This is a genomic window from Streptomyces sp. 351MFTsu5.1 (assembly GCF_000383655.1).
GTDB classification, from domain to species: Bacteria; Actinomycetota; Actinomycetes; order Streptomycetales; family Streptomycetaceae; genus Streptomyces; species Streptomyces griseorubiginosus.
Genome location: NZ_KB911777.1, coordinates 297,234 through 322,235 on the forward strand (window position 1 = coordinate 297,234; position 25,002 = coordinate 322,235).

General features: G+C 72.5%; 29 protein-coding genes. 14 read left to right on the forward strand and 15 right to left on the reverse strand.

Annotated features, from left to right (window positions below):
* Window positions 1–76 precede the first annotated feature (76 nt).
* From H295_RS0107925 to H295_RS0107935, 3 genes are all read right to left on the reverse strand, one after another.
* Complete coding sequence (locus H295_RS0107925; protein WP_020134812.1) at window positions 77–469, reverse strand: VOC family protein; 393 nt, start codon at window positions 467–469, stop codon at window positions 77–79.
* 76 nt (window positions 470–545) lie between these two features.
* Window positions 546–1,013, reverse strand: a complete 468-nt coding sequence (locus tag H295_RS0107930) for a pyridoxamine 5'-phosphate oxidase family protein (RefSeq protein WP_028809171.1) — start codon at window positions 1,011–1,013, stop codon at window positions 546–548.
* Window positions 1,014–1,042: 29 nt separating this feature from the next.
* Window positions 1,043–1,573 carry a GNAT family N-acetyltransferase gene (locus H295_RS0107935; RefSeq protein ID WP_020134814.1) on the reverse strand — a complete coding sequence of 177 codons (531 nt, stop codon included), beginning with the start codon at window positions 1,571–1,573 and terminating at the stop codon, window positions 1,043–1,045.
* 94 nt (window positions 1,574–1,667) lie between these two features.
* Between H295_RS0107935 and H295_RS0107940 the strand changes: the two genes are divergently transcribed.
* A complete protein-coding gene (locus H295_RS0107940) occupies window positions 1,668–2,030 on the forward strand; it encodes a DUF1304 domain-containing protein (protein ID WP_020134815.1) in 363 nt (120 codons plus the stop codon).
* Window positions 2,027–2,590, forward strand: coding sequence for a TetR/AcrR family transcriptional regulator (locus H295_RS0107945; RefSeq protein ID WP_020134816.1), 564 nt, complete (start codon window positions 2,027–2,029; stop codon window positions 2,588–2,590). The genes H295_RS0107940 and H295_RS0107945 overlap by 4 nt, the downstream gene beginning before the upstream one ends.
* 22 nt (window positions 2,591–2,612) lie before the next feature.
* On the opposite strand, the gene H295_RS0107950 is transcribed toward H295_RS0107945, so the two are convergent.
* On the reverse strand, window positions 2,613–3,566 hold the full coding sequence (locus H295_RS0107950) for a GlxA family transcriptional regulator (RefSeq protein WP_028809172.1): 954 nt from the start codon (window positions 3,564–3,566) through the stop codon (window positions 2,613–2,615).
* Window positions 3,567–3,637: 71 nt separating this feature from the next.
* Between H295_RS0107950 and H295_RS0107955 the strand changes: the two genes are divergently transcribed.
* A complete protein-coding gene (locus H295_RS0107955; protein WP_043217217.1) occupies window positions 3,638–4,588 on the forward strand; it encodes an NADP-dependent oxidoreductase in 951 nt (316 codons plus the stop codon).
* 51 nt (window positions 4,589–4,639) lie between these two features.
* On the opposite strand, the gene H295_RS0107960 is transcribed toward H295_RS0107955, so the two are convergent.
* Both H295_RS0107960 and H295_RS0107965 read right to left on the reverse strand, forming a co-directional pair.
* Window positions 4,640–5,746, reverse strand: coding sequence for an NAD(P)-dependent alcohol dehydrogenase (locus tag H295_RS0107960; protein WP_020134819.1), 1,107 nt, complete (start codon window positions 5,744–5,746; stop codon window positions 4,640–4,642).
* Between the two features lie 22 nt (window positions 5,747–5,768).
* Window positions 5,769–7,223 (reverse strand): aldehyde dehydrogenase family protein, encoded by a 1,455-nt coding sequence (locus H295_RS0107965; protein ID WP_020134820.1) that lies wholly within the window; start codon window positions 7,221–7,223, stop codon window positions 5,769–5,771.
* A 103-nt stretch (window positions 7,224–7,326) separates the two neighbouring features.
* On the opposite strand from H295_RS0107965, the gene H295_RS0107970 reads away from it, so the two are divergent.
* The 3 genes from H295_RS0107970 (at window position 7,327) to otr(A) (ending at window position 10,378) form a co-directional block, all read left to right on the forward strand.
* The gene (locus H295_RS0107970) at window positions 7,327–7,764 is read left to right on the forward strand and encodes a MarR family winged helix-turn-helix transcriptional regulator (protein WP_020134821.1); all 438 of its coding nucleotides are present in this window, start codon (window positions 7,327–7,329) and stop codon (window positions 7,762–7,764) included.
* Window positions 7,765–7,904: 140 nt separating this feature from the next.
* Window positions 7,905–8,318, forward strand: a complete 414-nt coding sequence (locus tag H295_RS0107975; protein ID WP_020134822.1) for an anti-sigma factor antagonist — start codon at window positions 7,905–7,907, stop codon at window positions 8,316–8,318.
* 218 nt (window positions 8,319–8,536) lie between these two features.
* Window positions 8,537–10,378, forward strand: coding sequence for a tetracycline resistance ribosomal protection protein Otr(A) (gene otr(A), locus H295_RS0107980; RefSeq protein ID WP_020134823.1), 1,842 nt, complete (start codon window positions 8,537–8,539; stop codon window positions 10,376–10,378).
* Window positions 10,379–10,384: 6 nt separating this feature from the next.
* Here otr(A) and H295_RS0107985 read toward each other — a convergent pair whose 3' ends face one another.
* A complete protein-coding gene (locus tag H295_RS0107985) occupies window positions 10,385–11,578 on the reverse strand; it encodes a cytochrome P450 (protein ID WP_020134824.1) in 1,194 nt (397 codons plus the stop codon).
* Window positions 11,579–11,729: 151 nt separating this feature from the next.
* Here H295_RS0107985 and H295_RS0107990 point away from each other — a divergent pair, with 151 nt between their 5' ends.
* Window positions 11,730–12,392, forward strand: a complete 663-nt coding sequence (locus H295_RS0107990; RefSeq protein WP_028809174.1) for a DUF4230 domain-containing protein — start codon at window positions 11,730–11,732, stop codon at window positions 12,390–12,392.
* On the opposite strand, the gene H295_RS0107995 is transcribed toward H295_RS0107990, so the two are convergent.
* The 6 genes from H295_RS0107995 to H295_RS0108020 are packed head-to-tail and all read right to left on the reverse strand — an operon-like array spanning window position 12,393 to window position 16,127.
* Window positions 12,393–14,159 carry a complex I subunit 5 family protein gene (locus H295_RS0107995; protein ID WP_020134826.1) on the reverse strand — a complete coding sequence of 589 codons (1,767 nt, stop codon included), beginning with the start codon at window positions 14,157–14,159 and terminating at the stop codon, window positions 12,393–12,395. It lies immediately after the preceding gene.
* The gene (locus H295_RS0108000; protein ID WP_020134827.1) at window positions 14,159–14,509 is read right to left on the reverse strand and encodes a sodium:proton antiporter; all 351 of its coding nucleotides are present in this window, start codon (window positions 14,507–14,509) and stop codon (window positions 14,159–14,161) included. Before H295_RS0108000 ends, H295_RS0107995 begins: the two co-directional genes overlap by 1 nt.
* A complete protein-coding gene (mbhE, locus tag H295_RS0108005) occupies window positions 14,506–15,246 on the reverse strand; it encodes a hydrogen gas-evolving membrane-bound hydrogenase subunit E (protein ID WP_020134828.1) in 741 nt (246 codons plus the stop codon). The genes H295_RS0108000 and mbhE overlap by 4 nt, the downstream gene beginning before the upstream one ends.
* Complete coding sequence (locus H295_RS0108010) at window positions 15,243–15,503, reverse strand: hydrogenase subunit MbhD domain-containing protein (RefSeq protein WP_020134829.1); 261 nt, start codon at window positions 15,501–15,503, stop codon at window positions 15,243–15,245. The genes mbhE and H295_RS0108010 overlap by 4 nt, the downstream gene beginning before the upstream one ends.
* Window positions 15,496–15,948 (reverse strand): monovalent cation/H+ antiporter complex subunit F, encoded by a 453-nt coding sequence (locus H295_RS0108015; protein WP_020134830.1) that lies wholly within the window; start codon window positions 15,946–15,948, stop codon window positions 15,496–15,498. Before H295_RS0108015 ends, H295_RS0108010 begins: the two co-directional genes overlap by 8 nt.
* Window positions 15,945–16,127, reverse strand: coding sequence for a hypothetical protein (locus H295_RS0108020; protein WP_020134831.1), 183 nt, complete (start codon window positions 16,125–16,127; stop codon window positions 15,945–15,947). Before H295_RS0108020 ends, H295_RS0108015 begins: the two co-directional genes overlap by 4 nt.
* 215 nt (window positions 16,128–16,342) lie before the next feature.
* On the opposite strand from H295_RS0108020, the gene H295_RS0108025 reads away from it, so the two are divergent.
* Entirely contained in the window at window positions 16,343–16,939 is a 597-nt protein-coding gene (locus H295_RS0108025) for a VanZ family protein (protein WP_020134832.1), read from the forward strand.
* A gap of 110 nt (window positions 16,940–17,049) precedes the next feature.
* Window positions 17,050–18,270 (forward strand): glycoside hydrolase family 16 protein, encoded by a 1,221-nt coding sequence (locus tag H295_RS0108030; RefSeq protein ID WP_020134833.1) that lies wholly within the window; start codon window positions 17,050–17,052, stop codon window positions 18,268–18,270.
* A 9-nt stretch (window positions 18,271–18,279) separates the two neighbouring features.
* On the opposite strand, the gene H295_RS0108035 is transcribed toward H295_RS0108030, so the two are convergent.
* Window positions 18,280–18,516: a hypothetical protein gene (locus tag H295_RS0108035; RefSeq protein ID WP_020134834.1), complete on the reverse strand. Its 237-nt coding sequence runs from the start codon at window positions 18,514–18,516 to the stop codon at window positions 18,280–18,282.
* A gap of 336 nt (window positions 18,517–18,852) precedes the next feature.
* On the opposite strand from H295_RS0108035, the gene H295_RS0108045 reads away from it, so the two are divergent.
* The 4 genes from H295_RS0108045 to H295_RS0108060 all read left to right on the forward strand — a co-directional run bounded on the left by H295_RS0108045 (window position 18,853) and on the right by H295_RS0108060 (window position 23,060).
* Window positions 18,853–19,890, forward strand: a complete 1,038-nt coding sequence (locus H295_RS0108045) for a PHP domain-containing protein (protein WP_020134836.1) — start codon at window positions 18,853–18,855, stop codon at window positions 19,888–19,890.
* Window positions 19,891–19,929: 39 nt separating this feature from the next.
* Window positions 19,930–20,586: an HAD family hydrolase gene (locus H295_RS0108050; RefSeq protein WP_020134837.1), complete on the forward strand. Its 657-nt coding sequence runs from the start codon at window positions 19,930–19,932 to the stop codon at window positions 20,584–20,586.
* 29 nt (window positions 20,587–20,615) lie between these two features.
* A complete protein-coding gene (locus H295_RS42895; RefSeq protein WP_078616595.1) occupies window positions 20,616–21,842 on the forward strand; it encodes an FUSC family protein in 1,227 nt (408 codons plus the stop codon).
* A gap of 258 nt (window positions 21,843–22,100) precedes the next feature.
* Entirely contained in the window at window positions 22,101–23,060 is a 960-nt protein-coding gene (locus H295_RS0108060; protein WP_020134839.1) for an SDR family NAD(P)-dependent oxidoreductase, read from the forward strand.
* A 16-nt stretch (window positions 23,061–23,076) separates the two neighbouring features.
* On the opposite strand, the gene H295_RS0108065 is transcribed toward H295_RS0108060, so the two are convergent.
* Window positions 23,077–23,733, reverse strand: a complete 657-nt coding sequence (locus H295_RS0108065; RefSeq protein WP_020134840.1) for a M15 family metallopeptidase — start codon at window positions 23,731–23,733, stop codon at window positions 23,077–23,079.
* 127 nt (window positions 23,734–23,860) lie between these two features.
* Between H295_RS0108065 and H295_RS0108070 the strand changes: the two genes are divergently transcribed.
* Window positions 23,861–24,889, forward strand: a complete 1,029-nt coding sequence (locus H295_RS0108070) for an SDR family oxidoreductase (RefSeq protein WP_028809175.1) — start codon at window positions 23,861–23,863, stop codon at window positions 24,887–24,889.
* Window positions 24,890–25,002 lie beyond the last annotated feature (113 nt).

A 25,002-nucleotide genomic window follows, 5' to 3' on the forward strand; every position in this document is an offset into this window, starting at 1 on the left:
GGCCCCGGCCGCCGTAGGCAAGCGCAGCCGGGAGCCGCTCGAGTCCGTCCTCGCGGGCTCGGTGTCCTGGGTCGGGTCAGCCCTGTTTCGGGGCCGTCGGGGTGACCAGGCGGAGGGTGAAGGAGTGGCCGGCGGGGTCGGCGTAGCCGCGTTCCTCGAAGGGGCCCGCGGCGTCCTTCGTGTCCAGGGGACGGCCGCCCAGCTCCACCACCTTGCGCTCGGCCTCGTCCAGGTCGTGCACGACGAAGTCGATGTGGGCCTGGAGGGAGTTCTCGGGGCGGGGCCAGCTCGGCGGTGTGGCGTTCACGTCGCGGCGGAAGGCCAGCCGGAAGCCGTCAGCCCCCCTGATCTCCACACGGTTGGCGGTGGCGTCCGTCTCCTCGGCCTCCAGCAGTTCCTTGTAGAACACGGCGAGCTTCTCGGGCTCGGCACAGTCGAGCACGACGACCCCCGCTTTCACCAGTCCCATGTCTCCTCCGAAAGGTCCACCCCGAGGCGTCGCGCCCCGCGGGCCTGTTCCTTGCGGATATCCCGGCACGGCCGATTCAGTCGGCGACCAGCCACTGACCGTCCCTCATGAGTTCACGCCCGGTGAGCTCGTTGACCTCCCGCCAGGCCTGTACGCGCCGCGGTGTGACGCGGAAGTACAGGTAGGGCGTAGTCAGTCGGCGGGGGTCGAAGCCGGTGCCGGCCGCGAACCGGTCGCCCCCCTCCTCGCCCAGCTCGGCCTGCGTCACGGTCTCGACGGTGCCCTCGATCATCACGACGTCCCGGGTGGGTCCGAGACCGAGCCGCACTCTGCCGGTCGCCTTCAGGTTCCTGCCGGTAGGGCTGTCGGCGGGGGTTGCAAGAAGCAGGGTCGAGCCGTCCCAGAGGAACGAGAGCGGAACGAGATACGGCACCCCCGAGCCGTCGTCCGGCGCGGTGGCGACCCAGACGTCCTCGTCGTGCTCCAGTCGGTGCAGGGTGTCCTTCTTGCGCTGCTCGGCGGAGCGGGCGGGCTGCGGAGTCATGGGCACGGGTCGGTCCTTCTGCTCGAGCGTCAACCGTCCTGCTCAGTCTCGTCGTTCAAGCCTCCTGCCACCTCCTCCTTTCGGCCTAGGACGGATCGCAGCGTCACCGCGTGCGCCCCGAACCCCTGACGCTCGTAGAACCGGATCGCGTCCGGGTTGGCCGCGTAGGCGGCGACCTCCGCCTGGCCGGCCCCGTGCGTCCGCGCCCAGGTCAGGAACTCCGTCACCAACCGCTCCCCGACCCGCCCGCGCCGATGGGCCGGCCGGACGTACAGGGCGTTCAACGTGGCCGACTTCACGGGTCGTACGGCCGAGGGTTCGGTCAGTGTGCCCGTCAGGTGGCCGACCACCTCGCCGCCGTGATCCACGGCCAGCACGAGCCGCGCCGGGTCCGCGAGAGCCGCCGCGAACGACTCCGCCCCGTGCCGACGCGGCCAGTCCACGTCCACGCTCGGATCCCTGGTGCCGGCGTCCTCGGCGAACAGGCCCGCGCTGGAGGCGACCAGTCCCGGGATGTCCTCGGGGCGGGCCGGGCGGACGGTCAGCTCGTGATCAGTCATGGTCCGCACGGTAGTGGCCGGCACTGACAGTGGACTTTCTGGACGGGTGTCCCGTTATAGTGGACACCCGTCCAAGAAGTGAGGGAAGAAGCTGATGGAGATCCTGGCGAACGTGCTGGTCGGTCTGGTCGCGGCGCTGCACGTGTACATCCTGGTGATGGAGATGTTCCTGTGGCAGAAGAAGCCGGGGATGTCCTTCCACGGCTTCGACCCGGAGATGGCCCGGGCCACCGCCGCCATGGCCGCCAACCAGGGCCTCTACAACGGCTTCCTCGCGGCGGGCCTGGTCTGGGGACTGGTCGCCGCTGATCCGACCGGCTTCCGGGCGCAGGTGTTCTTCCTGCTGTGCGTGATCGTCGCCGGCGTGTACGGCGCCGCCACCGCCAACGTCCGCATCCTCTTCGCGCAGGCGTTGCCCGGCGCCGTCGCCCTGGCCGCCGTCCTCGTCGCGCAGTGACCCGCGCCGCCGCCGAGGATCCGCGAGCGGCGCGCACCCGGGCAAGGCTGCGGGAGGCGCTGCTCGCGGAGTGCGCCGAGCGCCCGCTGGAGGAGGTCGGCGTGGCCGCGCTGGTACGGCGCGCCGGGGTCGGCAGGGCCACCTTCTACGTCCACTACGACGGTCTGGAGGCGCTCGCGGTCGACGCCTGCGCGGATGTCGTACGGGATGCGGTGGAGGCGCTGCATGCCTGGCGCGGGCGTCCCGACCCGGTGCACGCGCCGCCCGCGCTCGGGGAGTTCTTCACCTCGCTCACCCCGCACTCCGCGCTGTACCGGGCCCTGCTCACCCCCGGCGGCGGTGGTCCGCTCGGCAGGGTGCTGCACCGGGACCTGAGGGCCTACAGCCTGCGGGAGCGGGAGCTGGCGGGCGCGGCCGACGCCCCGCTGGTCGCCTCCGCGGTCGCGGCGACCTTCGCGGGCGTCCTGGCCGACTGGCTGCACGGGCTGCTCGACGCGACCGCCACCGAGATCGCCGACCAGGTCTGGCAGTTGCTGGTCGCCCTGCACGCCAGCCGCTGAGGCGGTCCGGGCCCGGCAGCGTTCAGCGTGCCGCGGCGGTCCGGAACGTGCGCCGGTACACCTGCGGGGACACGCCGATCGCCGCATGCAGGTGCTGGCGCAGGGAGGCGCCCGTGGCGAATCCGACACGGCCGGCGATCTGGTCGACCGAGAGGTCGCTGGACTCCAGGAGGTGCCGGGCGCGGGCCACGCGCTGCTGGATCAGCCAGCGGCCGGGGCTGAGGCCGACCTCGTCGTGGAAGCGGCGGGCGAAGGTGCGCAGGCTCATCCGGGCGTGGGCGGCCAGCTCGGCCAGGGTGAGGGGTTCGTCGAGCCGCTCCATGGCCCAGACGCGGGTCGCGGCCGTACTGGCGGCGCCCTGCTCCGGGACCGGCTGAGCGATGTACTGGGCCTGACCGCCGTCGCGGAAGGGCGGGACCACACAGCAGCGGGCCACCCAGTTGGCCAGTTCCCCGCCGTGGTCGGAGCGGACGATGTGCAGGCACACGTCGACGCCCGAGGCCGCCCCGGCCGAGGTGAGGATGCGGCCGTCCTCGACGAAGAGCACGTCCGGGTCGAGGTCCACGCGCGGGAACAGACGCCGGAACCGATCGGCGAGCGACCAGTGGGTGGTCGCCCGGCGGTCGTCGAGGATGCCCGCCGCGGCGAGCACGAAGGCACCCGTACAGATGGAGACGATGCGCGCGTCGGGGCGGACGAACTCCAGGGCCGCGCGGACGGCGTCCGGCAGTTCGCCGCTCACCCGGGCGGAGTCGACGGGGGCGATCACCACGGTGTCCGCCGTGCCGAGGATCTCGGGGCCGTGCTCGACGCCGATGGTGAAGTCCGCATTGGTGCGGACCGGCAGTCCGTCGACCGAGCAGGTGAGCACCTCGTACCTGCCGTCGGCGGCGTTGAAGATCCTGGACGGGATACCCAGCTCGAAGGGGTAGACGCCGTCGAGCGCCAGGACCACGACTCGTTCCACATGCACCATGGCACGATTCTATCGGAGGTTGGCAATCATGCCATTTTCCTGGCGGGCGGCTCCCGGCAGGCTGGTCGACCATGAGCACTGTGAACACCATGCGAGCCATCAGCCAGGACACCCTCGGCGGTACCGAGGTCCTCAAGGAGATCGAGGTCGAACGCCCCGCACCGGGGCCCAACCAGGTGCTGGTCCGGGTGCGGGCGGCCGGCCTGAACCCGACCGACTGGAAGCACCGCGCCACCGGCGGCTTCCTCGGCGAACCGCCGTTCGTCCTCGGCTGGGACGTCTCCGGCGAGGTCGAGGCGGTCGGCATCGGGGTGGCGACCTTCAAGCCGGGTGACGAGGTCTTCGGCATGCTGCCGTACCCCTACGGCCACGGCTCGCACGCCGAGTACGTCATCGCGCCGGTGCGGGCGCTCACCCACAAGCCGGCGTCGATCGACCACACGCAGGCCGGCGCGCTGCCGCTGGTGTCCCTGACCGCCTGGCAGGCCCTGGTGGAGAACGCGGACCTGCGTCCGGGGCAGCGGGTGCTGATCCACGCGGCGGCCGGCGGGGTGGGCCACGTGGCCGTCCAGATCGCCAAGGCCCGGGGCGCGTACGTGATCGGCACGGCGAGCGCGGGCAAGCACGACTTCCTGCGCGAGCTGGGCGTGGACGAGGCGATCGACTACCGGGAGACGGACTTCGCCGAGGCCGTCAAGGACGTCGACGTGGTGCTGGACACGCTCGGCGGGGAGACGTCGGTGCGGTCGCTGAAGGTGCTGCGGCCGGGCGGGATCGTGGTGTCGATCCTGCCGGTCGGCTCCGACGAGTTCGGCAGGGAGGCCGAGCGGCTGGGCGTCAGGGCCCTGCGGATGCTCGTGGACGCCGACCGGGCCGGGATGAACGCGATCGTGGAACTGGTGGAGAAGGGCGAGCTGCGCGCCACGATCGAGAAGACCTTCCCGCTGGCCGATGCCGCCGAGGCGCATGCGCTGGGCGACACCGGCCGTACGACGGGGAAGCTGGTGCTGGTGGTCGACTGACCGGGAAGCTGGTGCTGGTGGTCGGCTGACCGCTAATTTCCGGTCGGCCGCTCAGAACGTCAGCACGGGCTTGATCGCCTTGCCCGCGCCCATGTCCCGTACCGCCTGGTCGATGTCCGCGAACGGGTAGGTGCTGATCAGGCGGTGCAGTGGCAGCCGTCCTTCCTTGACCAGGCGGACCAGGGCGGGGATGAAGCTCTGGGTCTCGGCGTCACCGAGGGTGAGACCGACGACCTGCTTGCCGCCCAGCAGTCCGTTGACGTCCAGGGAGACCTCGCTGCCGAACGGCGGGGCGCCGACGACGACCACGGTGCCGCGGGCGGCGAGCGCGTCGACGCCCTGGCGCAGCACGGTGACGTTGCCGGTGGTCTCCACGACGCCGTCCGCGCCCCGGCCGCCGGTGATCTCGGCGAGCGCCGCACCGAGGTCTTCCGCGGCGGCGTCGACGGTGTGGGTGGCGCCCAACTCCTCGGCCAGCGCCAGGCGTTCACCGACGCGGTCGACGGCGACGATCGTCGTGGCGGGGGTGAGGGCGGCCGCCATCACCGCGGACAGGCCCACGGCTCCGGCGCCGAGGACGACGATCGTGGAGCCGGTGGCGGGCTTCAGCACGTTCCACACGGCGCCGACGCCGGTCTGCACTCCGCAGCCGAGCGGGGCGATGGACTCCAGCGGCACGTCCGGGTCGACCCTGACGAGGCTGCGCTCGTCGACCAGGGCGCGCTCGGCGAAGGAGGACTGGCCGAAGAAGTGGCCGCCGAGGGGTTCGCCGTCCCGGCTGAGGGTGCTGGAGCCGTCGGCCCGGCGGCCGCCGAGGAGGTTCAGCGGCAGCCAGGTCGCGCAGTAGGCGGGGTGCCCGCCGTCGCAGTTGCGGCAGTTGCCGCAGGAGGTGAAGGACAGGACCACGTGGTCGCCGGGGGACACTCCGGTGACCGCGGAGCCGACGGCCTCGACGACCCCGGCCCCCTCGTGTCCGAGGACCCCGGGCAGCGGGAAGGGCAGTCCGCCGCTCGCGACGCCCAGGTCGGTGTGGCACAGACCGGTGGCGACGAGGCGGACCACGGCCTCGTGCGGTCCGGGGTCGTCGAGGGTGACGTCGGAGAGGGTGAAGGGCGCGCCGCCGGACTCGACGACGGCGGCACGGGTGGTGATGGGCATCCTGCGGACTCCTCGGGGAGGCTCAGTCGAGCGAGACGACGACGGACTTGACCTTGGTGTAGGCGTCGAGCGCCTCGGGGCCGTACTCGCGCCCGTAGCCGGAGTCCTTGACCCCGCCGAAGGGCACCGCGGGGTCGAGCATCGCCCAGTCGTTGACCCAGACGATGCCCGCCTGGAGCCGGTCGGCGACCCGGTGGGCGCGGGCCAGGTTGGTGGTCTGCACGCCCGAAGCCAGGCCGTACGGCGTCGAGTTGGCGAGTTCGACCGCCTCGTCCTCGGTGTCGAAGGGCTGCACGGTCAAAACCGGTCCGAAGATCTCCTCCTGGACCACGCGGGAGTCGTTGGACAGGTCGGCGATCACCGTGGGCCTGTAGTAGAACCCGCCGTCGAGGTCGAGGCGTTCACCGCCGCAGACGATCCGGCCGCCCTCCTTGCGGGCCAGCTCGACGTACTCCTCGACCTTCTTCAGATGCTTCTCCCCCGCCATCGGGCCGACGACGGTCCCGGGGTCGCGCGGGTCGCCGACCGGAACACCGGGCACGGCGTCGGCGAGGATGCCGAGCAGGGTGGCGTACACCGGCCGGGCCACGAGAAGACGCGGGCCGCCCATGCAGAACTGGCCGGTGTTGAAGACGAACGCCTTGATGATCGCGCCGACCGCCTTCTCCAGGTCGGCGTCCTCGAAGACGACGTTGGCGGCGTTGCCCCCGAGCTCCATGGTGACCGGCTTGAGGGCCTCGCCGGCGGTGGCCGCGACATGGCGGCCGATCGCGGTGGAGCCGGTGAAGGCGACCTTGTCGACGCCTCGGTGGCGCAGCAGGGCGTCACCGGCGACCGGGCCCGTTCCGGTGACGACGTTGACGACTCCGTCCGGGACCCCGGCCTTCTGGAGCAGTCCGGCCATGTAGAGGGCGCTGAGCGGGGTCTCGTCGGCGGGCTTGTGCACGACCGTGTTGCCGGCGGCGAGCGCGGGTCCGATCTTCGAACCGGCCAGGATCAGCGGGAAGTTGAAGGGGGTGATGGCGGCGACCACACCGAGCGGCTCGCGCTTGGTGTAGGCGAGGGCGTTCATGGGGGTGTCGCGGACGGCGCCGTCCAGGGAGTGTGCGAGGGCGGCGAAGTGCTCGTAGTCGTTGGCCGCGTTGGTGATGTCGACGGCCTGGCACAGCGAGATCGGCTTGCCGACGTCGAGGCTCTCCAGCCGGGCGAGTTCGTCGGCGTTCTCGCGGATCAGCCCGGCGACCTTGTACAGGATCCGGCCCCGCTCACGGCCGCTGAGGCCGGACCAGGTCCCGGCGTCGAAGGCCTCCCGGGCGGCGCGCACGGCCGTGTCCACGTCGGCGGCGCCGGCCTCCGCGACGGTGGTGACCACCGTGCCCCGGGACGGGTCGATCACCTCGGTGCGGGCGCCGTCGGCGGCTTCGCGCCACTGGCCGCCCACGAAGAGCCGTCCGGGTTCGATCTCGATGGGGGACATCACCGCTCCTCAGCATCGTCGCCAAGATTTCAACAAACAGGATTCCTGTTGGTTCGCAGTCTCTTTACAGACAGGTTTCCTGTCAATGCTCTAGGCTGAACCCATGCTCGACACACAGGTGACCAAGGCGCCCCCGTCGCTCCTCTACATGGTGAAACAGGTGGAGCTGGTCATCCGTTCCCACCTGGACGACCTGGTCAGGCCCTCCGGGATCACCGCACTCCAGTACACGGCGCTCACCGTGCTCCAGCGGCACGACGGACTGTCGGCGGCGCAGCTGGCCCGGGACTCGTTCGTCACCGCGCAGTCGATCGCCGACCTGGTGCGTTCCCTGGAGACGCGTGGGCTGGTGCGGCGCGAGCGCAATCCGAACAACCGCCGGGAGCTGCTGATCCTGCTGACCGACGAGGGTCGCGCGCTGCTCGCCCAGCACGAGGCGCCGGTGCGGGAGCTGGAGGAGCGCATGGTGCGGGACCTCACCGCCCACCAGACCGAGCAGTTCCGCCAGGCCCTCACGACGGCCTGGCACGCCCTCTCCTGAGCCGGCACGAGCCCTCTTCCGAGCCGGGCGCGAGCCCCGCGTGAACCGGTGGCGAACTGGCGGTCGCAATTCGAAGACATATGTCAATCGAACATGCTCAAATTCATTCCATCGGGGGTAACTTGCAGGGCGGGGAACCCATGTGCGCGGAGTCGGTGGGAGGCGATGTCGTCGTGCAGCAGGAACCCGCGCCACCGTCGCGGCATCTGCGGGTCCACGAGGAACGCGGTCACACCGTGCTGGAGTTCCGCGGGGAGATCGACATCGCCGCGGCCACCGAGATCCTGCCGCACCTGGACCGGGCCACGGCCCACGCCGACGCCCGCGTGGTCGTCGACCTGACCCTCGTCGAGTTCCTGGACTGCTCAGGGCTGCGGCTGCTGTACCGCGCGAGGTCCCGCGTCCTCGACCGGGACGGCCGGCTGCTCCTGGTCTGCACGCACCCGCTCACCCTGCGGATCATGCGGGTGACCGGCCTGACCCGGCTGCTGCCGCCGCAGCCGACGCTGGACGCGGCCCTGGAACAGCCCGAGGCCACGTCCGGCTCGTTATGACGGCGGGTCACCTCACGATCCCGGTGACCTGCCCCGCGCCCCACACCGTCACCGCATCCAATCGTCACCACAGCGAAAAACCGGTTGCGGACTCCCCGTGGGCGGGAGCCATCATGGCGACGGCCGACTCCCCTCACGTCAGGACACCCGCATGCGCCGACTCCTCGTCATGACCCAGCGCCCCCTTCGGCCCACGGTTCTCGAGGACTCGACCCCGCATGCACACCCTGAACATCGGCATTCTGGCCCACGTCGACGCCGGTAAGACCAGCCTCACCGAGCGACTGCTGTTCGACCACGGCGCGATCGACCGGCTCGGCAGCGTCGACACCGGCGACACCCGCACGGACGACGGCGCCATCGAGCGGCAGCGCGGCATCACCATCCGCTCCGCGGTCGCCTCCTTCACGGCCCACGGCACCCGGATCAACCTCATCGACACCCCCGGGCACTCAGACTTCGTCGCCGAGGTCGAGCGTGCCCTGGAGGTCCTCGACGGCGCGGTCCTGCTGCTGTCCGCAGTGGAGGGCGTCCAGGCGCAGACCCGCGTCCTGATGCGGACCGTGCGCCGGCTGCGACTGCCGACGCTGATCTTCGTCAACAAGATCGACCGGCCCGGCGCCCGCGACGAGGACCTGCTCGCAGACATCCGCCGCCGGCTGACGCCGTACGTCGCGCCGCTGACGCGGGTGACGGGCCTCGGCTCGTCCGAGGCGCGGGTGCGGCCGCTGGACATCGGCTCCGCGGCCGAAGCGCTCGCCGAGGTCGACCCCGACATCCTCGCGGCGCTCGTGGACGGCCCCGAGCCCACCCCGGACGACCTGCGCAGGGCCCTGGCCGCCCGCACCGCCGACGGCTCGTTCCACCCGGTGCACTTCGGCTCGGCCCTCGGCGGCCAGGGCGTGCCCGAACTGGTCGAGGCCGTCACCCGGCTGATCCCGCCCGCACCCGCGCAACAGGACGCCGAGCCACGCGGCACGGTGTTCGCCGTACGCACGGCCCCCGGCGGTGAACGCTTCGCCTATCTGCGGCTGTACGAGGGTGAGGTGACGGAGCGTCAGCGGCTGACGTTCCTGAGGCGCGGGGCCGACGGCGTGCCGAGCCGGATCCGCGGGCGGGCGACCCGGCTGAGCGGGCCCCTCGCCGCCGGTGACATCGCGGCGCTGACGTTCTCCCCCGGCCTCCGCGTGGGTGATCGGCTCGGTGAACTCACCGACCGTGCACCGCAGTTCGCGCCCCCCACGCTGGAGACCCTGGTCACGGCCCGCCACCCTGCCCAGGCGGCCCGGCTGCGCTCCGCCCTGCTCGCCCTCGCCGACCAGGACCCGCTGATCCACGCCCGCCCCACCGCCGAAGGCGCCACCACCCTGCTCCTGTACGGCGAGGTCCAGATGGAGGTGCTCGCCGCGACCCTCGCCCAGGACTTCGGCGTGGAGGCGGACTTCACGCCGGGCCGCATCCGGTACGTGGAGCGGCCCCGCGGCACGGGCGAGGCCGGTGCGCAGACCCCCTGGCGTGAGGGGACCCGGTACTGGGCGACGGTCGGGCTGCGGGTCGAGCCCGGTGACCGCGGCTCCGGGGGCGTCTTCCGGTACGAGACCGAACTCGGGGCGCTCCCGCGGGCGTTCCACCAGGCCATCGAGGAGTCGGTGCACGCGGGCATGGCGACCGGGCTGACCGGGGCGGCCGTGACGGACTACCGGGTCACCCTGATCCGGTCCGGATTCGTGGGGCCGCTCAGCACCGCGGCCGACTTCCGCGGGCTCACGCCGATCGTGCTGCGGGAGGCGCTGGAGCGGGCGGGAACGAGGGTGTTCGAGCCGTGTCACGCGTTCGAGGTGGAGGTGCCGCCGGCCGCGCTGGCCCCGGTGACCGCGCAACTCGCTTCGCTTGGCGCGGAGTTCGCGGGGACCACGGGTGGTGATCCGGCATGGGTGATCACCGGCGAGCTTCCGGCCCGGCGGGTGCGGGAGATGGAGCTGCGGCTGCCGGGGCTCACCCGGGGTGAGGGGGTGTGGTGGTCACGTGTGTCGGGTGACCGCGAGCTCATGTCTCGCTGACGGTTCTCACCACGACACCGGAAGCCTCCGCGGCCCCCGGGTCATCTGCCCCTCCCGCCACTCGATCGTCTCCGCCGTGAACTCCGCCCGCAGTCCTGGGAAGCGGACCGCGAGGCGGTGCAGGGCGAGGCCCAGCTCCAGGCGGGCCAGCCATGCGCCCAGGCAGTGGTGGGGGCCCGCGCCGAACACCACGCTCGGTGTGGTGAGAGGAGCGAACAGGTCGGTCTCGGCAGGCTGGGGAAAGACCGCGGGGTCCCGGTCGGCCGCGTTGGTCTGCACGGCGACCACCGCCCCCGCCGGAATCGTCACGCCGCCGACCTCGGCCTCGGCCACGGCACGGCGGATCAGGCCGGGCAGCACCCGGCCCTCGCTGAGCGGAATCGTCCGCAGCAGTTGTTCCACGGCGGTCTCGGCCGCCTCCTGGCTCCCGGCGAGGCCCGGCCAGGCCTGCGGTGCGTCGGTGAGGAGGTGGACCACGATGTTGCCGAGGGCTGTCATCGTCGTCTCGTGTCCGGCGACGACCAGGCCCAGGACCAGCATGACCAGCCGCGGCTCATCGATCCCGAGGCCGTCGCCCGCCACGACCAACGCGCTGACCAGGTCGTCGCCCGGCTCCTTGCGCCGCTCGGCGACCAGTCCCGCGCAGAACAGCCCGAACTCCCGCATCGCCGCGCCCACTTCCTCGGCCGTGTGCGCGCCGCCGGACAGGGCGTGGTCGGCCCAGCCGCGGATGCGTTCCCAGTCGGCGTCCTCGAGGCCCATCAGCCGGGAGATCACCGAGACCGGCAGCCGGCGGGTGAACGCCTCGACGATGTCGGCCGGTTGCGGCTGCCGGGCCAGGTCGTCGAGGAGGGTCTCCACCACGGAGGCGGTCCAGGGCCGCCAGCGGGCGATCGCACGCGGGGTGAAGGCCCGCTGTACGGTGCTCCGCAGCAACTGGTGGGGCGGTCCGTCCTGGTTGATGAGGCCGTCCGGGGAATCCAGCAGGTTCGGTACGAGGAGCAGCGGCGGGGCGTCCTCGTCCCTGAGCGACTTCCTGTCGAAGCGGGGGTCCATGAGCACCTGGCGGACGTCGGCGTAGCGGGTCACGAGCCACACCGGGGTGCCGGTGGCCAGGGTGGTGAGCCGGGGCGGGCCGGAGTCGGGCAGGGGGATGCGGTGCATGGGACGCAGGGTCCGGGACGTACTGTCCGTGCTCATCCGGGTCTCCAGACACGCCGTACGCGGAGTTCCTCACGTTAGTCCGCCCCCGAGTGTCCCGGCAGTGTTCCAATCAGCCAACAAGACGGTGCCGCCAGGCTTTTGAGGGTCGCGGCCGGGCATCCGTGCAGTCAGGAAGGAGGGCCGTCGCATGACGACTCCCATAAGGCGCGTGTCCAGGCGCATGCCCGGCTGGGCGAAGGTACTCACCGCCGTCGTGGTGGTGCTCGTGGTGTTCTTCGCCGGCATCAGGCTCAGTGTGATTCCGGGCCTCAAGGACCTGTTCGGCACCGAGACCCACGACCGGTCGGGTCCCGCACTTCTGGAGTCCATCCAGGACATCAGCCGTTACGACGCAGCCTCCGGCAACTTCCAGGTCGTGGTCGACCTGGAGAAGGACACCAAGTTCCTGCCCGACGCGATCCGCGGCTCCCGCACCCTCTACGTGGGGGCGGGCGCTGTGGACGCCTATGTCGACCTCGGAAAGGTCGCGAAGAACGACGTGACGGTCAACGGGGACCGCACGGCCGCCACGCTCCATCTGCCGCACGCCCAGCTCGGCAAGGCCACGCTGGACGCGGACCGCTCCTACGCGGTCTCCAAGCAGCGCGGGCTGCTCGACCGGCTCGGTGACTTCTTCTCCGACAACCCCAACAGCGAGCAGGCCGTGCAGAAGCTCGCGGTCAGGCACATCACGGAGGCGGCGAAGGAGAGCGAGCTGACCAAGAGGGCGGAGATCAACACGACCACCATGCTCAAGGGACTGCTGGGCTCCCTCGGCTTCAAGAAGGTCGAGGTCGTCTACGGCAGCTGATCAGCCCCCGAGCAGGCCCGGCAGGGTGAGGGCGCCGAGCACGGTGGCGCCGACCAGCACCCATGCCACGTAGTCGCCGATGTGCCCGGACTGGAGGCGCCGTAGCCACAGCGCCCGGTCCGGTGCGGCGAACGTCTTCGGACGGGTGACCGCGAGGTGGGCGAGGACCCCGGCCAGCAGGGTCGACAGCAGACCCAGCAGGACGCCGGCCGGGGTCCAGTGCGCGGAGACGGCGACGCCCGCCGAGCCGGTCTCGTTGACCGACTGCGCGACCACCCTCGCGAAACCCGGGACCACGCCGACGGCGAGGGACCCGGCGAGCAGCACCGCGGGCACCGCCGTCATGGTGTCCGGGATCCGGCTCAGCCGGTGCCGGGTCTCGGGCCGCTCACCGGACCCGGTCGTCTCGTAGCCGGAACCCTTCCCCTCGGCGGGCTTGGGCCCGAGGCCCAGGAACACCCGGCCGGCGACCCGCAGTACCGCCGCCGCGGTCACCGCGCTCGCCGCCACGTACAGCACGGTGAGCGGGCCTCCGACGGCCTCCTCGGTGATGGACTTGCCGAGCGCCGTGCCGAAGGGCGGCAGCCCGGCGAGTCCGAGGCCGCCCAGGGTGAACAGCACGGCCACGCCCTTGAGTTCACGTGCCCTGCCGTGCAGCGCGGGCTCGTCGACGCTGCCGTAGCGGTCGAGGAGGATGCCGGCGCAGGCGAACAGGGCGGCCTTCACCCCGGCGTGGCCGAGGAGGTACAGGGCGGTCCCGTCGTCGGCCTCGGGCTTCAGCGCGCCGACGCCGATGAGGAAGAGCCCGGTGTGGGCGACCGTCGAGTAGGCCAGCAGTCGTTTGATGTGCCGCTGGTACCAGCACATCACCGCGCCGATCACGGCCGTCAGCGCGCCCAGCGTCACCAGGGTCCGCTCGAACTCCGGGGCCGGGACCCCGCCGGGGCCGGCGAAGACGGTGCCGTAGACCCGCCAGACGCCGAAGGTGCCGAGTTCGACCATGACGCCCGACAGCAGCATGCACACCGGGGTCGGTGCGACGGCGTGCGCGTCGGGCAGCCAGAAGTGGAAGGGGACGGCAGCCGCCTTGACCAGCAGCCCGGTCATCACCAGCACGAACGCGGCCAGGACCAGGGCGTCCGGCCGCCCGTGCGCGTCCAGGCCCCGGCCGATCGCGTGCATCCCCAGCTCGCCGGTGCGGGCGTAGAGCAGGCCGATGCCCATGAGCAGGGCGTAAGCGCCGAGCGAGGTGACGACGGCGAAGGTCAGCGCCCCCTGGACGGCCCTCGCCTCCTCGACCCGGTGGCCGGTGAGGGCGTAGGCGGCGACGCCCATCAGCTCGAACCAGACGAACGCGTTGAAGAGGTCGCCGGCGATCGCGAAGCCGCACATGCCGCCCTGGAAGAGCAGCAGGAGTGCGGGGAAGGACCCGGCGTGGCCGCTGGGCGGTGTGTCGAAGTAGTGCCAGGCGTACGCCAGCGCCGCCAGGGTGAGCAGGGAGGCGAGGGCGGCCATGCCCAGGCCGGGGCCGTCGCCGATCAGGACGATGCCGACGCTCTGTCCGTTCACGGGCGTCCAGCCGCCGGCCCATTCCAGGAAGGGCGGTGAGGAGTTCAGCAGGAGCACGAGGGCGAGGGCGGCGGTGGCCGCTGCGACCGCGCAGCCCACCGTCTCGGCGACGGGCCGGGGAACCAGGCGGCCGCCGGCGACGAGCAGGGCCGCGCCGAACAGGGGTACGGCCACCAGCAGGGGCAGCAGGTCGTCCATCAGCCGCGCAGCTCGGAGAGTTCGTCGGGGTCGACGGTGCCGTGCCGTTTGGAGATCTGGACGACGAGGGCGAGCAGCAGGGCGGTGACGGTGGCGCCGACCACGACGTCGGTCAGGGTCAGGGCCTGCACGAGCGGGTCGACGACCGGACGGGAGCCCGGTTCCAGGTCGGAGAAGACGGGTGCGGTGGCGTCGTCGCGGTATCCGACGGCCAGCAGGAGGACGTAGGTGCCGGCCTGGCACACCGACAGACAGCCCACGGCGTGGATCAGGTTGCGGCTGGTGGCGAGGCCGTAGCAGCCGGTCAGGAAGACCCAGCCGGCCGCCAGGTACGGAAGGACGTCCATCATGTCCCGTTCCCCTCCTCGATCTCGACGGCCTGGTCCAGGAAGCGGGCGAGCAGCACGACGACCGCGCAGGCGACCTCCATGCCGACGGCCGCGTTCAGCAGGGGGACGGTGCCGCCGGAGGACAGCGTGTTGAAAGTGCCGTACGGCAGCAGGGTGTTGGCGAGGAAGGCCGAGCCGCCGATCAGGGCCGCGAGGCCGGTGACGACGTAGGCGGAGGTGGCGACGGCGTCGCCGGTCTCGTACAGGGCGACCGGCCGGACGCGTTCCAGGGCGCGGTAGTCGGCGCCCAGGTAGAGCAGGTGCAGGGCGGTCGCGGCGACCACGCCGCCCTGGAAGCCGCCGCCGGGGCTGAGCTGTCCGTGGGCGATCACGTACAGGCCGGTGAGCAGGGCGACGGGCAGGACGAGGAGGGCGTAGCGGCGGACGGGGCGGGCCGGCTCCTGGGGTTCGGGGGCGGCGCGGTGTTCGTCGCGGGTCTGGCGCAGCAGGACCCCGCAGCCGATGACCGCCGCGAACAGGATGGTCATCTCGCCGAGGGTGTCGAAGGCGCGCTGGTCGAAGTTGATCGAGGCGATGACGTTGGCGGTGTGCCGGGCGAGGGAGGCGTGGACGGCGCGGTCGCCGTAGGGGTGGTGGTCGCCGCCGAAGGCGGGCAGGTCGAGGGCGGCGGCCGTGAACAGGGCGGCGAGGCCCGCGCCGCCCACCGCCACGAGCCACAGCCGGAAGCGCCGGCTCACCTACGGGGTCCTTCCCTGCGGCCGCGCCGCCGCACCTTGTGGACCGCGAGCAGCAGCAACAGCGGGGTGAGCGCGGAGCCCACGGCGAGCTGGGACAGGGCCACGTCGGGTGCCTGGAGCACGGTGAACAGGATCGCGAGGACCACACCGAGCACGGACAGGACCAGGGCCTGGCGGACCGGGTCGCGGGCGGCCACCGCCGCCGTCGCGGAGGCTGCGACCAGGAGCAGTGCGACGACGATGACCGCGTCAGCCATGGCGGGCCTCCGGGAATCCGCCGGACAGGGCGCGCGAGGCCACGATGTTCCCGCCGATCAGCAGGACGCCCACGAACAGCAGTTTGGCCGTCGCGCGGCTCGGTCCGGCGGCCACGCACACGGCCGGCACGACCAGCGCGCCGACGGCGGCGGCCGCGTAGGTCAGTCCCCAGGCGCTCGGCGGGTCGTCGGCCAGTTCGTCGGCGAGCAGCCGGGCGAAGACGAGGGTGCCGACCGGGCCCAGGAGGGCGAGGACCAGGGCGAGATCGACGTAGGAGGGGCGGTCGTAGCCCTGGGAGAGGAGCAGCAGGGCGGGGCAGGCGAAGGCGGTGCACAGGTTCTGGGCCACGACCCGGCGCCTGAGCGGACCGGTGGCCACGCCCCACACAGTGGCGCCCACTCCCCCGGCCAGGACGACGGCCGCCGCGAGGATCCAGCCGTTCACCGCTCGCTCACCGCCTGCCGGGCGGCACGGGCGGCCAGGGCGCCGAGACCGGCGACGGCCGCGCCGACCGCGAGTTCCAGGGTGTCCACGGTGCTGATGAGCACGAGCCAGAGCGCGGCGAGCGCGGCCCACCAGGCGAGGAGTTCGGCCGCGGCGAGCAGCGTGGTCCGCCCGGTCATGCGCCACCTCCTCGGAACCCGGCCGTGCGACACGGCCGTCGCGCGCCATCCAAACACCGCGCCGGGGGTGGGCGGGGGCGACGCGCGCGGTACTGAGCCCCCAGTGCCCCGACCGTACGAAGGGAAACCGAGGGTGGCCGGGACCCGACGGCATCTCCGCGACCTTCGGGGGTAATAGGCCTCCCACACAGGGAAGTTGGACAGTGGAGGAAGCAATGGCCTGGGCGCTCTCACGTTCGCGAACGGCGTCGGACGCCGGCACCGTCAAGAAGGAGCCCGAGGCGAAACGCGCCAAGAGGGAGCCCGAGGCGAAACCCGCCCGCCCCCGGCGCAGTCCGCTCTCTCTCGTCGTCCGGTTCGTCGCGATGGTGTTCGCCTTCGCCTTCATGGTGGCGTTCGCCGTCGTGCTGGCCCGGCTCACCCTGGAGCCCTCACCCGCGTCGGTGGATCTGACCCACACCAACCTGCATCCCGGCGCCTCCCTCAAGCTCTATCTGGACCAGCCCGAGACGCGGGACGCGGTCAAGCAGATCGGCGGGAACATCCTGCTGGGCGTGCCGTTCGGGATCCTGGTGCCGATCATCGCTCCCAAGACCCGTGGGCTGATACGGATCGCCCTGCTGACGGCCGTGGTGATGCTGCTGGTCGAGTTCGCGCAGGGCGCCCTGGTGGAGGGGCGGGCCTTCGACATCGACGACGTCATCCTGAACACGGCCGGCGCCCTGATCGGCTACCTGCTGCTGGGACGGCGGCTGAGCCGTGCGGTGCACAAGAAGCCGGCGGCCAGGAAGCCGGCGGCGAACAAGGCGTAGGGGTCTTCGGGGTCGGCCGACTTCTGGTCCGTACCAAAGGGTTGACGACCCCTTAGTTCACTCCTTAAATCAAGAGGCGACACCTTCACCCCCACCTCGAAGGATGTGCCGTGGCCTCCTCACGCCTGCTGCGCAGATGTCTCCTCGCCGCCCTCTCCGCCGTTCTGCTCGCCTCAGGTACCGCGGCGGCCGACGCACCCGTCGCGTCGGCCGCCGCGGTGACGTTCTCCGACACCTTCGACGGGCCCGCCGGAGCCGCGGTCGACTCCTCGAAGTGGCAGATCGAGACCGGCGACAACGTCAACAACCACGAGCGGCAGTACTACACGGCGGGCAACCGGAACGCCGCGCTGGACGGCCAGGGCCATCTGGTGATCACGGCCCGGCGCGAGAACCCGGCCGGCTACCAGTGCTGGTACGGCACCTGCCAGTACACCTCGGCCCGGCTGAACACCTCGGGAAAGTTCACCGCGCAGTACGGACACGTCGAGGCGCGCATGAAGATCCCCCGCGGACAGGGCATGTGGCCGGCGTTCTGGATGCTCGGCACGCCGGTCAACTGGCCTGACTCGGGCGAGATCGACGTCATGGAGAACGTCGGCTTCGAACCCAACACCGTGCACGGCACCATCCACGGCCCCGGCTACTCCGGCTCGGGCGGCATCGGCGCCGGCTACTCCCTGCCGAACGGCCAGGCCTTCGCCGACGCCTTCCACACCTTCGCCGTCGACTGGGCACCCGACTCGATCACCTGGTCCGTGGACGGGACCGTCTACCAGCGGCGCACCCCGGCCGACCTGGGCGGCCGGACCTGGGTGTTCAACAAGCCGTTCTTCCTGATCCTGAACCTCGCGGTGGGCGGCTACTGGCCCGGCGACCCGGACGGCTCGACGTCCTTCCCGCAGCAACTCGTGGTGGACCACGTCTCGGTGACCACGAGCGACTCCGCGACGGGCACGGCGATCCGGGGCCTCGCGGGCAGGTGCGTGGACGTCGCCGGGGCGAACCCCGCCAACGGCACCGCCGTCCAGCTCTACGACTGCAACGGCACCGCGGCCCAGCAGTGGACCGTGGGCTCCGACGGCACGGTCCGGGCACTCGGCAAGTGCCTGGACGTCACGGGCGGCGGCACCGCGGACGGGACGGCGGTCCAGCTCTACGACTGCAACGGCTCCGGGGCCCAGCGGTGGACCGTCACGGCCGCGCACGACATCGTCAACCCGCAGGCAGGCAAGTGCCTCGACGTGACCGGGAACAATCCGGCCAACGGCACCCGGCTTCAGCTGTGGACCTGCACGGGCGGCGCCAACCAGAAGTGGACGGTCGGCTGAGCCGGTGGGTCAGTGCCGGGTCCAGGTGAACTTGTCGCCGCCGACCCAGCGGACCACGTCCGGGTCGTCCAGGTCGTGGACCGTGATGCCGAAGGCGGCGGCCGCCTCCAGCACGTCGGTGACGGTCCGCGCCTCACCGACCACCTCCCCGTCGATCTCCACGATCCGGAAGGGCGGTGTGGTCGGCTGGACCCCGAGCACGATGATCCGCGGGGTGGCGATGTGCGGGCTCGCGATTTCGGTCATGGAACGAGCGTAGAACGCATCCCGCGGGAGGGAGAGGCGGACGGCGCCCCACGGGGCGGGGCGGGCACCGCGTCTCGGCCGAGCAGATGTGCGGGTCTCACGGGCGCCGCCGTTGGTCGGTGAGCCGGGACGCGGTCTCCAGGGCGTCACCCGGGCGGCCCAGCGGGATGCAGGGGTCGGGCCCGCCGGCCTCGATGTCGAGGAGCATCCCCGCCCGGGCCCACCCGACGGCGGTGGCCCTGCCTCTGCCGGAGTACCCGGGTGCGTACCGGACGATCCGCTCGCCCGTCGTGCGGCCCCCGTGTCCCTGGGGAACGCTGGGTGGAGGAGGTGGCCATGGATCCCGTCGAGGCGCTGGAGCGGATCGCCTTCCTGCTGGAGCGCTCCCTGGCACCGACGTACCGCGTCCGTGCCTTCCGTACGGCGGCCCGGGTGCTGACCGGGCTGCCCGCGGACGAGGTGCGCGAACGCGCCGAGGCCGGATCGCTGGAGTCGCTCAAGGGCATCGGCCCGAAGACGGCCCAGGTGGTGCGCGAGGCGCTGGCCGGAGATGTGCCGGGTTACCTGGAGAAGCTGGAGGGCGAGGCCGACGCGCCGCAAGCCGGGGGCGGCGCGGCACTGCGGGCGCTGCTGCGCGCCGACTGCCATCTGCACTCCGACTGGTCCGACGGCGGCAGCCCCATCGAGGAGATGGGCCGGACCGCGGCGGAACTCGGCCACGAGTGGGCCGTGCTCACCGACCACTCCCCCCGGCTCACCGTGGCCCGCGGGCTGTCCCCGGAGCGGCTGCGGGAACAGCTGGACGTGGTGGCGGCACTGAACGAGACCTGGGCGCCCTTCCAGCTGCTCACCGGCATCGAGTGCGACATCCTCGACGACGGCTCGCTGGACCAGGAACCCGCACTCCTGGACCGCCTGGACGTGGTGGTGGTGTCCGTGCACTCCAAGCTGCGCATGGACGCCCGCGCGATGACCCGGCGCATGGTGGCCGCCGTACGGAATCCGCACGCGGACGTCCTCGGGCACTGCACGGGGCGGCTGGTGACCGGGCGGGGGCGGCCGGAGTCGGAGTTCGACGCCGACGAGGTGTTCGCCGCGTGCGCCGAGTCGGGCACGGCGGTGGAGATCAACAGTCGGCCCGAGCGCCTCGACCCGCCCCGTCGGCTGCTCCGCAAGGCCGTCGACGCGGGGGTGCTGTTCTCCGTCGACACGGACGCGCACGCGCCCGGACAGCTCGACTGGCAGATCCTCGGGTGCGCCAGGGCCGAGGAGTGCGGGGTGCCGGCCGAGCGGATCGTGACCACCTGGGGCATGGACGAGCTGCTGGCCTGGTCCCGGGAGGGCCGGGTGCCGTCCCGAGTGACGACCGCCTGACGTGGTACCCGGGACGGCACGACAGGAGAGGGGCAGTACATGGAACGGGCGGCAGTGTTCGACGTCGACGGGACCCTGGTGGACACCAACCACCTGCATGTGACGACCTGGTGGGAGGCGCTGCGGCAGGCGGGCCACCAGGTGCCCATGCACGCGGTCCACCGGGCCATCGGGCTCGGCTCCGAGGACCTCGTCGCCCATCTGCTCGGGGACGACCGCGACAAGGACCAGGACGCCGAACTGAGCGCCGCTCACAAGGCCCTCTACGGGCAGTACTTCGACCGGCTGCCGGCCCTCCGGGACGCGGGGCGGCTGCTGCGGCGGCTCGATCACGAGGGTTGGCGGGTGGTGCTGGCGACCTCGGCGGGCGGCGCCGAGCTGTCGGCGCTGCGCCGGGCGATCGACGCGGACGACGCGATCCTGGCCACGGCGAGCGCGGACGACGTCGAGCAGGGCAAGCCGGCTCCCGAACCCGTCGAGCACGCCCTGGAGCTGGCCGGGGTACCGGCCGGGAACGCGGTCTTCGTCGGGGACACCGTCTGGGACATGCGGGCCGGCTCCCGAGCCGGGGTGCGCTGCGTCGGCGTCCTGTGCGGCGGCATCCCCCGTGCCGACCTGGAAGAGGCGGGCGCACAGGCGGTCTACGACGACCCGGCGCATCTCCTGGCGGACCTGGCGGACAGTTTCCTGGCATGACCTGCGGGTTTCCGCGGAACCCGCAGCGGATGACTCGTGTGACGGAAGGGGTGAGGAGGCTGTCCCGGCCCGCGTACGCCCTCCAGCGGGAGGCCGGTGCCGTGGGCCGGGCGGCCCGTGCCGCCTGGCGTGGTCCCGGGCGGCAGCGCGACCTGGTGGTGCAGTCCCTCAAGGCGTCGGCCGCGGCGATCCTGGCCTGGCTGGTGGCGGGCGTGTGGATGGGCGACCCGATGGCGCTGATGGCGCCCTGGGTGGCGGTGGTCCTGGTGCAGGCCACCGTGTACAGCTCCCTCATGCAGGCGGCGCGACAGCTCGCGGCGATCTGCTGCGGGACCGTTCTTGCGGCGGTCGCGCTGGCCGTCACCGGGAGCACGCTGGGCGCGGTGGCGCTGTCGGTGCCGCCGCTGGTGCTCCTCGCGAACTGGCCCCGCTTCGGCGACCAGGGGATCTACGGGGCCACCACCGCGCTGTTCACCCTCGCCACGGGTGCCGCGGGCGCGTCCTCCGTCGGGCACCGGGTGGGTCAGGCGGCGCTCGGCGCGGTCATCGGCCTCGCCGTGAACGCGTTCGTACTGCCGCCGATCCATCTGCGGGACGTCCGCGAGAACCTCGCGGCCCTGGCCCGGGAGGCGGGTGACGTCCTGCGCAGGGTGGCCGGTGACCTGCGCGACGGCGAGTGGGACACCCAGGGCTGGTCCCACGCCTCGGCCCATCTCGAACACCGGCTGGAGGCGCTGCGCTCCGCCCGGGGCTGGAGCCGGGAGAGCCTGCGGCTGACCGCCGCCCCGCTGCGTGCCGTACGGCGGCCTCCCGAGCCGGCCCCGCCCGAGCAGGACGACGAGCGCTGGAGCCGGGTCACCGGGCACATCCGTGCGCTCACCCGGACCCTGGCCGTCGCCGCCGACGACGAGCGCGTCCCGACCGCGCCCTCGGGGACCGTGCTGGACACCTACGCCCGGCTGCTGGAACTGATCGGCGACGCCTGCCACGCGGAGGCCCGTCGGATACTGGGGGCCGGCGACGACGTGCATCCGGACGACGAGGCGATGGCGACGATGCGGGAGCTGCGCGGGCGGCTCCACGACGGGCTGCGGGAGCACGCCGGGCAGGGTGCCGACGGTACGACCGTCCTGGGGACCCTGCTGCTCCAGGCCGAGAACCTGTGGAGCGAGACCGTCCGACCGGCCGGGCAGGGTGACACGGCTCACTCGGATTCGGCCTCCGGCGAGGAACACCACGGGGTCGTTGCCCGTTGAACAGACCGTGGGTGCGGATGGGACAGTGTCCCCGGGCCTCACCTTTTGCCCACAGGGACGATCGTTCGGCTGAAGCCCTGTGGAGCCTTTCGCCGAGAGGCGACCGCCATCCGTACCCACCACCTGACCGCCCCGACCGAGATTCCCCCGTCCGGTCGGGGCTTCCCCTTTTCCCGGGGGCTTTCTCCTTCCCGGGGCCTTCTCCTCGTGCGGGCCGGGCTTGACTTCGAGCGCACTCCAATTCGTAGCGTTCCGGTCATGAGCACTGCACAGCACAAGATCGGTTCGGGGTTCGGCGCCCACAGCACGGCCGACGACGTCCTCGCGGGCGTCGACCTGTCCGGCAAGCTCGCGATCGTCACCGGCGGCTACTCCGGGCTCGGACTCGAGACCACCAAGGCCCTCGTCAAGGCGGGCGCCCGGGTCGTCGTCCCGGCCCGCCGTCCGGACACCGCGAAGGAGGCCCTGGCCGGCCTCGACGGGGTGGAACAGGACGTGCTCGACCTCGGCGACCTGGACAGCGTGCGCGCCTTCGCCGAGCGCTTCCTCGCCTCCGGCCGCACGGTCGACCTCGTCATCGACAACGCCGGGATCATGGCCTGCCCCGAGACCCGGGTCGGGCCCGGCTGGGAGGCGCAGTTCGCGACCAACCACCTCGGCCACTTCGCCCTGGTGAACCGCCTCTGGCCGGCCCTCGAGCCCGGTGGCGCCCGTGTGGTGTCGGTGTCCTCGCGCGCCCACCACTTCTCCGGCATGCGCTGGGACGACGTCCACTGGCGGACCGGCTACGACAAGTGGCAGGCCTACGGCCAGGCGAAGACGGCGAACGTCCTGTTCGCGGTCCACCTCGACAAGCTCGGCGCCGAGCGGGGCGTGCGGGCCTTCTCGCTCCACCCCGGCGGCATCCTCACCCCGTTGCAGCGCCACCTGCCCAAGGCGGAGATGGTCGAGCGCGGCTGGATCGACGAACAGGGCAACGCCCTCAACCCGTCCGGCTTCAAGAGCCCCGAGCAGGGCGCGGCCACCCAGGTGTGGGCGGCGACCTCGCCCCAGCTGGACGGCATGGGCGGTGTCTACCTGGAGGACTGCGACATCGCCGAGCCCGCCGTCGACGGCGACCAGAGCGGCGGTGTCCGGGCCTGGGCGACCGACCCGGAGCAGGCGGCCCGGCTGTGGACGCTGTCGGCGGAGCTGACGGGCGTGAACGCGTTCGCCTGAGCCCGGGCGGACGGCTCTACAGCTCCCCGAGTTCCCTCGGCCCGTACAGCGCGGCCGGCGCGCCCGTCTCCAGCGCCCAGTAGCGGTCCCCGTACGACCAGTGCCACCACTCGGTCGGGTAGTTGACCAGCCCGGCAGCGGCCAGGGCCTCGCCGAGCACGGCCCGGTTGGCCTTCGCCTCCTCGGTGATGTTGCCGGCGCCGGTGTAGCAGGCGCCGTCGCTGTCCTCCGGGTTGGCGTTCAGAGCGGTGCCCAGGTCGAGTTCGCGGCCGTCGGCGTTCACCAGGGTGAGGTCGACGGCCGCACCGGCGCTGTGCGGGGCTATCTCGGGCGGGGAGACGTACCGGCTGGCCGCGGAGCGGATCCGGTCGGCGGACCAGTCGGGGTGGTCCGCGCGCAGCGTGTCCGCGTACGTCTCGAAGTAGTGCCGCTGGAGCGCGGGCGGCCGGTAGCCCTCCACGAAGAGCAGCCGCAGGCCGTCCGGCAGCAGGGCCTCGGCGGCGAGCAGCCGGTCCAGGACGCCCTGGCGGAGATGGACCTCCGCGCCCAGGGAGTCCTCGTGCTTGCGGTCGTCGACGAGGAGCCGGCCGCGGACGTCGACCAGGGGCTCACCGTTGTCCTCGACGGGCACGGCGGCGACGCGGGCGTCGGACATCAGGATGATCTCACTCATGGGGGGATCATCTCGTGGCGCCGTGCGCCGCCCCGCACCGCGTGCGTCCCCGGGGCGGTACCGCGTGCATCGCCGAGGCGCGGGTACTCGGCCGGTTCCCTGCACCAGCGGCCCGAAGGAGCCGAAGGTGAGCACTTCAAGCGGCAGCAGGATCGTGGTCACGGGCGCCACCGGCAACGTGGGAACCAGCGTGGTGCGCCTTCTCTCGGAGGACCCGGAGGTGGGCTCCGTACGGGGCCTGGCCCGGCGGATCCCGGACTGGTCGCCCGCCCGCACCGAGTGGTCGGCGGTCGATCTCGCGTCCGCCCGGGCGGATCTGGCCGCGGAGTTCGCGGGTGCCGACGCGGTCGTCCACCTGGCGTGGGCGTTCCAGCCGACGCACGACCCGGCGACGACCTGGCGCACCAACGTCCTCGGTTCCATCCGCGTGCTCGAGGCGGTCGCGGCGGCCGGGGTGCCGACGCTGGTGCACGCCTCCTCGGTGGGCGCGTACTCCCCCGGGCCCAAGGAGCACGCGGTGGACGAGTCATGGCCGACGCACGGCTGGCCGGACGCCGCGTACTGCCGGGAGAAGGCGTATCTGGAACGGGCCCTGGACACGTTCGAGCGCGACCGTCCGGAGGTCCGGGTGGTCCGGATGCGTCCGGCGTTCCTCTTCAAGCGGGAGTCGGCCGCCGAGCAGCGCCGGATCTTCGGCGGCCGTTTCCTGCCCGGCCAGCTGGCCCGGCCCGAGCTGCTGCCCTTCCTGCCGGACATCCCCGGACTGCGGGTGCAGGCCCTGCACACCGACGACGCGGCGCGGGCCTATGTGCTGGCGGTGCACTCGCAGGTGCGGGGCGCCTTCAACCTGGCGGGCGAGCCGCCCGTGGACGCGGAGCTGCTGGGCGAGCTGCTCGGCGCCCGGCCCGTACGGCTGCCCCGCACCGCGGCCCGCTCGGCGATCGCGGCCGCGTGGGGACTGCACCTGCTGCCCGCCTCCCCGCACCTGTTCGACGCGGTCCTGCGGCTGCCGCTGATGGACTGCACGCGCGCGCGGACCGAACTGGGCTGGCGCCCGGAGCACACCGCGGCCGAGGTCCTGGAGGAGTTCCTGCACGGGATGCAGCAGGGCGCCGGGGCACCGACGGAGCCGATGAGGGGCCGCAAGGTCGGCTGACCCCCGGCCGGGCGACGCGATGGTCAGCCGGAGGTCAAGTGACCGGCCCGGCCGGACGGCCCGGTGGTCGCCCCGGGGGCGGGCAGTGCGCTGGTCAGCCGTCGCCCCGGGCG